The sequence below is a fragment of the Fibrella musci genome (genome assembly GCF_041321105.1).
Lineage (GTDB): Bacteria > Bacteroidota > Bacteroidia > Cytophagales > Spirosomataceae > Fibrella > Fibrella musci.
Window position 1 is genome coordinate 1060143 of the sequence record NZ_JBGGWD010000001.1, and the last position, 6133, is coordinate 1066275.

At 57.2% G+C, this 6133-nt stretch carries 6 protein-coding genes; all 6 read right to left on the reverse strand.

Annotated elements, in window-relative coordinates:
* Positions 1-96: 96 nt before the first annotated feature.
* Positions 97-630: a hypothetical protein gene (locus ACAW74_RS04335; RefSeq protein WP_370696963.1), complete on the reverse strand. Its 534-nt coding sequence runs from the start codon at positions 628-630 to the stop codon at positions 97-99.
* A 61-nt stretch (positions 631-691) separates the two neighbouring features.
* On the reverse strand, positions 692-1063 hold the full coding sequence (locus tag ACAW74_RS04340; RefSeq protein WP_370696964.1) for a hypothetical protein: 372 nt from the start codon (positions 1061-1063) through the stop codon (positions 692-694).
* A gap of 346 nt (positions 1064-1409) precedes the next feature.
* The gene (locus ACAW74_RS04345; protein WP_370696965.1) at positions 1410-1766 is read right to left on the reverse strand and encodes a hypothetical protein; all 357 of its coding nucleotides are present in this window, start codon (positions 1764-1766) and stop codon (positions 1410-1412) included.
* A gap of 14 nt (positions 1767-1780) precedes the next feature.
* The gene (gene sufD, locus ACAW74_RS04350) at positions 1781-3100 is read right to left on the reverse strand and encodes a Fe-S cluster assembly protein SufD (RefSeq protein ID WP_370696966.1); all 1320 of its coding nucleotides are present in this window, start codon (positions 3098-3100) and stop codon (positions 1781-1783) included.
* A gap of 123 nt (positions 3101-3223) precedes the next feature.
* Positions 3224-3982 carry a Fe-S cluster assembly ATPase SufC gene (gene sufC, locus ACAW74_RS04355; RefSeq protein ID WP_370696967.1) on the reverse strand — a complete coding sequence of 253 codons (759 nt, stop codon included), beginning with the start codon at positions 3980-3982 and terminating at the stop codon, positions 3224-3226.
* A gap of 212 nt (positions 3983-4194) precedes the next feature.
* Positions 4195-6133: beta strand repeat-containing protein (locus ACAW74_RS04360; RefSeq protein ID WP_370696968.1), on the reverse strand; the 1939-nt coding region annotated here is incomplete at its 5' end.

The following is a 6133-nucleotide window of genomic DNA, read 5'->3' on the forward strand; positions in this document are numbered from 1 at the left end:
ATCGGTCGTCATTCGTGGGGTAACGCGTTCAGTGCCCGATAAGCCCAGTGCTTACCCAACGAGCCGCCGCGCCAGCACAGTCACCAACTAAGGTCTTTATTGGCCGTAGCGATCGCCACCTACCGATTGTGAGCCGGTCGTGGGCGCGCCGCCCATATCCGAATTGTCAGAGCTGTAGGCGCCCGTGGTACCGGCATCACTGATGTCTGAACTTAACTGACCACCGTTGCTACCCGTCGGGTCGTCCATGTCGCCCTGCCGTGATTGTGCACTCTGGTTACTACCACCCGACAGGTGTTGGCCAAAACCGCGTAATGAGGAGGCCAGTTGCGCCAGCGCCTGTTGCTCATCGCCGTCTACCTGCTGAGCCGCCTGGTGTGTCTGGTCGGCCAGTTCCTGAATCAGCGATAGCACCGTGCCACTGTTGGGCGTACCTTCCTGCAACTGCATTTTCAGTTCGCTCAGCGTATGAGCCACCGGGTTAGTCGACTCATCACCAGAGTGTAAAGCGCTGATCCAGTGATCGATCAGGTTGATACCATCCGTTGGCGAAACGGTCTTTACGTCGCCGTTAAACGTCTGCACGGTCTCGTCGATGAGCGCCGTGGCAAATTGTGAGGGTTGAGCCATAAGGGTAAAGTGTCTGTTGCCAGTGCGTTATCCCCTGCGGGCAACACAGCCAGCGCCAGGCTTATTTTGAGACTTGTTCGAGAATGTTTTCGAGAGTCGCCACGAGCCGCGACAGTTCCGTTTCGTAAGGAGCCGATTCAGGCGCGTCCATAACACTCTGCGTGATGTCGATCAGGTCTTCGAAGTAGGCCTGAATTACCGACGGTTCGGGTGGGCCATCGGTCCGATTCGGGTCAAGCTCCGCTTTCAGGTCTTCGAGTACGTCGGCAATCTCGTCGGTTTCATCGTCGCCGTTCTGGTCAAGAAAGTCAATCCATTGATCGATCAATGCCAGGCCATCCTGCGGCGTTGTGCTTTGAATGCCGCTGTCGAACGTCGATACGGTGCGTTCGATAAGTCCTGTTGTTTCGGGGTCTTGTGAAGTAAGTGCCATGAGTTCGTTATAAGTCCGTATGTCGCGGGCGGCCTGGAACAAATGTGGTCCGAAACCGCCTTTGACGGTTCGTTTAGTTTGTTTGCCAGGCCGTTAGGATGTCGGCCGGATAATGTAGCGTATCCGCTTTTGGGGTGTTCACAGTCGTTTTCTACGCAGCAAAAAGTACACGTTCCGGCACCTGATTGGTTAGTATACCGAAGCGCAAGATTAAAACCCCTGCTTACCTGTATTGTTTGTAGAAAAATGACAAACGGAACCGGGAGCACCAGTGGCTGCCCTTCTTACGTGGCAATCACCAATGCTCCCGGTTCCGTTTACAACAGGCAGGAAGACCTGCTCTCGTTTATGAATGACCGACTTCGGCCGTGCTGTCCAGCAGATTCTGTAATGTTTTAGCCAGCTGACTCAGCTTCTCGGGGGCCGAGGGGCTACTGGCGTAAGTGGCATCCTGCCGGGCAAAAAAGTTGGTATACTCGGCCAACTCAAGCAACAGAGCACGTACCTGAGCCGGATCTGGGGTGTTCAGCAGCGTACGTTGCAGGTTGCTGAGTGCTTCCCGAACGGCTTCCATGCCGTCGTAATGGCTTAGTTCGTTTAGCCAGTCATCAACCAGCGCCGGGCCGGATTCGGTGGTGTGTTCGCCGTTTTCGAGGGCCTGAACCGTCGTATCAAGCAGGGTTTGGGTTGACTGAGGAACCATAAGCCAGGTTGTTTTTATAACGCTAATTTTTCGGCCACAACACCTTCCAGATACTCGCGGATCGGCTTGATCTTGATGTTGCGCACCACCTCTTCGGCAAAGGCGTATAACAGCAGCGTGCGGGCCGCTTCTTTGGGAATACCCCGCGATTGCAGGTAGAACAGCGCCTCTTCGTTGAGCTTGCCGGTGGTCGTTCCGTGCGAACACTTCACGTCGTCGGCGTAGATTTCCAGTTGCGGCTTGGTGTTCATGCTCGCTTCGGGCGAGAGCACCACGTTTTTGCACGACTGGTAGGCGTTGGTCTTCTGCGCATCGGGGCGAACGTAGATTTTCCCGTTGAAAACCCCCGTGCCTCTATCGTTCAGAATGCCTTTATACAACTCGTTGCTGTATGAGTTTGGCATCGCGTGGTCGACCAGCGTGTGGTTATCGATGTGCTGCGTGCCGTTGGGCATGTACAGGCCGTACATAAAGGCTTCGCAGTGTTCACCGTTCAGCACGATGTTCAGGTCATTGCGCACGAAACCGCCGTTCAGCGTGATCGTTGCGTTGTAATAATGGCTGTTGTCGGCCTGACTGACCTGCGTGCGGCAGATGTGGTTGGTCTGCTGCGAATCGTTCTGTACCCGGTAATGCTCAACGCGGGCGTCAGCGGCTACCACTACTTCCGTTACGATGTTAGTGAACGCAGCCTTATCACCAATTGTCCGGTACGATTCAGCAATTTTCACGTCGGCGTTGCGCCCGATCACGATCAGGTTGCGGGGCTGCACGGCTACGCTCTGGGTGCGTACATCGGTGATAAAGCGCAGAATCACCGGCTCTTCAACTACCTTGTTGTCGGGTACGCGGATAAACACGCCGTCATACGCAAAAGCCGTGTTCAACGCCGTGAAGGCGCTGTCCTGAAAATCGGCGTAGCGGCTAAAATGCAGCCCGATGGTTTCGGCGTCGGTTTGCAGCGCCTCGGCAAAACTGCGGATTTGCAGGTGCGTCGCCGGGCTCACAATCTGTGACAGATCGGGCCGGTAATGGCCGTTGACGAAGTACAGGATGTTCCCTTCCAGATTAGGTATCTGCAACGTACCCAGTTCGTCGGCCGTCAGGGCCGCGCCGTTGTCGAAGGTGTAGGTTTGCCCCACCATCGCCTTCACGTTCGAGTATTTCCACTCTTCGTGCCGGATCGTCGGGAAGCCCAGGGTTTCAAAAGTCTGCAAGGCCGACCGCCGGATCTGATGAAACGCCGATTTGCTCGCACCGTTCATGCGCTCCTCCCCCTCGCGAAACGCCGCAACAAGTTGGTCTTTGAACGAAGTATATTGTTGTGAGTTCATTATCGTATGTATGTGTAGAGACGCATTACCATGCGTCTCACCGGCGTCAGCAACACAACACGCCACTCGATATGCTCAGGCACGCCTGTTGCTGACGCGCCCGAGACGCATAGGAATGCGTCTCTACGCTGCGGCTTCGACTTCGGCTTTGATCCAGTCGTATCCTTTTTCTTCCAGTTCGTAGGCCAGCTCTTTCGGGCCTGACTTAACGATGCGGCCTTTGTAGAGGACGTGCACGAAGTCTGGAACGATGTAATCGAGCAGGCGCTGGTAGTGGGTAACGACGATGGCCGAGCGTTCGGGCGAGCGGAGTTTGTTAACCCCTTCGGCCACGATCCGGAGCGCATCGATGTCGAGGCCCGAGTCGGTTTCGTCCAGAATGGCCAGTTTCGGTTCGAGCATAGCCATCTGGAAAATTTCGTTGCGTTTCTTTTCGCCACCCGAGAAGCCTTCGTTCAACGACCGGCTCAGCAGCGACTGATCGATGTTGACGAGCTTCATCTTCTCTTTCATCAGCTTCAGGAACTGCACCGCATCCAGGGGGTCCTGCCCCCGGTATTTACGGATTTCGTTCATGGCCGTTTTCAGGAAGTTGGTCGTGCTCACACCGGGAATTTCGATGGGGTACTGAAACGCCAGAAAAATTCCCTCGGCCGCCCGCTCTTCAGCCGACAATTCGAGGAGGTCTTGGCCATCAAATTCAACGCTCCCTGCGGTCACCTCGTAGTCTTCGCGGCCCGCCAGCACAGATGCCAGCGTACTCTTCCCCGACCCGTTTGGTCCCATAATGGCGTGAACCTCACCTGGTTTAATCTCCAGGTTGATGCCTTTTAATATCTGCTTGTCCCCAATCGAGGCCTGTAAATCACTGATGGATAACATGTTACGAAATACGTACCGGCTAAAATGAAGGTGCAAAGATAACTCTTACACCTGATGTCTCTGTATGGCTAACAAACTATTCCCGCTAAAAGTTGAGCCGCTTACTGACCTCTTTTAAACCTGAAAAGCTCGCTACCAATTGGTAGCGAGCTTTTCAGGACTATGGGTAAATCGGGTGGTGTAGTGCCCTTGCGGAACACTCACTACTACGATTACCTGATCTTACGAATGCTAACCGGTACGCATTTCGGTGCCGGGCAAACGCATTCGGCCGGATCGAGCGTAACCGTTACGTCGGTGAAGCAACCGTTGGCGTTGTACAGACGCACCAGGTACGTTACGCGCTGTGCCGGGTTCGGCAGGTTGCTAAACGTGATGGTGTTGCCGTTAACAACCGTTGCGCCGCTGAAGTCAGCCACCGTGGTGCCGTCAGCCGTCGAGATCGCAGCCCGCGTCGTGTTTTGCAGGTTCGACAGGGTGATGCTGGCGTTGTTGTTGGCCGTACCACCATTGCAGGTAGCCCGTGTTGCTACAACATCCGCGCGTTGTACCGTCGGCGCCGGGTTCACCGTCACTTGCGTGGCGATGGTGGCCGAGCAGCCCGTGCTCAGCACGCAGGTCGCCGAGTACGTCGTCGTTTGCAGCGGCGACACCGTCAAGGTTGCTCCCGTGGTGCCTGTCGACCAGGTTACCGTACCGGCGCAGCCCGTCAGGCTCAATACCGCCTCCTGATCCTGGCAGATCGTCAGGCTGTTCACCGTCAGTACCGGCGTCGGGTTCACCGTGATCGTCGTTGACGTTACACCGACACACTGATCAGCGCTGGTGGCCGTTACGGTGTACACCGTCGTTGTCGTCGGTTGAACCGTAATGGTGTTGCCCACTTCGTTGGTCGACCAGCTGTACGTAGTGCCACCTGTGGCCGTCAGCGTTACCGTCGCGCCTTCGCAGATGGTGTTGCTGGGGCTCACCCCGATCACTGCCGTCACTGCCGGGTTCACCGTTACCGTGGCCGTAGTTGTCGTTGAGCAGCCGTCGCTGTTGGTCACCACTACCGAGTAGGTTGTCGTGGCCGTCGGTGCTACGGCAATCGAAGCCGTGCCTTGGCCGCCGGTGATCGAGCCAGCCGGTGTCCAGGCATAGCTGAAGCCCGTTCCGCCCGAAGCGTTAGCCGTCAGCGTGGTGCTGGTGCCGTCGCAAATCGTGGCGCTGGCTACCGTTGCTGTCACTGCCGGGTTCACTGTTACCGTGGCTGTGGCTGTGGTTGAGCAGCCGTCGCTGTTGGTCACCACTACTGAGTACGACGTCGTCGTGGTCGGTGCTACGGCGATTGAGGCCGTGCCCTGACCACTCGTGATCGAGCCGGCTGGTGTCCAGGCATAGCTGAAGCCTGTGCCGCCCGAAGCGTTGGCCGTCAGCGTCGTGCTCAGGCCATCGCAGATCGTCGCACTGGCCACTGTCGCCGTTACCGCCGGGTTGACCGTCACCGTGGCCGTAGCCGTGATCGAACAACCATCGCTGTTGGTCACCGTTACCGAGTAAGTCGTCGTGGTGCGCGGGTTGACCGTCACCGCCGAGGCCGTGGTGCTGCCACTGATCGTGCCCACCGGTGCCCAGGCGTAGCTGAAGCCGGAACCGCCCGCTGCATTGGCTGTCAGGGTCGTGCTCAGGCCGTCACAAATCGTGGCGCTGGCTACGGTAGCCGTTACTGCCGGGTTGACCGTGATGGTGGTTGAGGCCACACCGGCGCACTGATCAGCGCTGGTAGCCGTCACTGAGTAGACGGTGGTAGTGCCAGGCTGCACCGTAATGGTGTTGCCCACTTCACCCGTCGACCAGCGGTAGGCTGCCCCGCCCGTGGCCGTCAAGGTTACCGTGGTGCCATCACAGATGGTGTTGCTTGGGCTCACCCCGATCACCGCCGTCACTGCCGGATTAACCGTTACCGTGGCCGTGGTCGTCGTTGAGCAACCATCGCTATTCGTTACCACGACTGAGTAGGTGGTGGTAGCAGACGGTGCTACGGCAATCGAAGCCGTGCCTTGGCCGCCCGTGATCGAGCCGGTAGGCGTCCAGGCATATGTAAAGCCCGTACCACCCGCCGCGTTGGCTGTCAGCGTGGTGCTCAAGCCATCGCAGATGGTCGCGCTG

Coding starts and splice junctions, on each gene's coding strand:
- ACAW74_RS04345 (WP_370696965.1), bottom strand. CDS start 1,766: ATGGTTCCTCAGTCAACCCAAACCCTGCTTGATACGACGGTTCAGGCC.
- ACAW74_RS04340 (WP_370696964.1), bottom strand. CDS start 1,063: ATGGCACTTACTTCACAAGACCCCGAAACAACAGGACTTATCGAACGC.
- ACAW74_RS04335 (WP_370696963.1), bottom strand. CDS start 630: ATGGCTCAACCCTCACAATTTGCCACGGCGCTCATCGACGAGACCGTG.
- sufD (WP_370696966.1), bottom strand. CDS start 3,100: ATGAACTCACAACAATATACTTCGTTCAAAGACCAACTTGTTGCGGCG.
- sufC (WP_370696967.1), bottom strand. CDS start 3,982: ATGTTATCCATCAGTGATTTACAGGCCTCGATTGGGGACAAGCAGATA.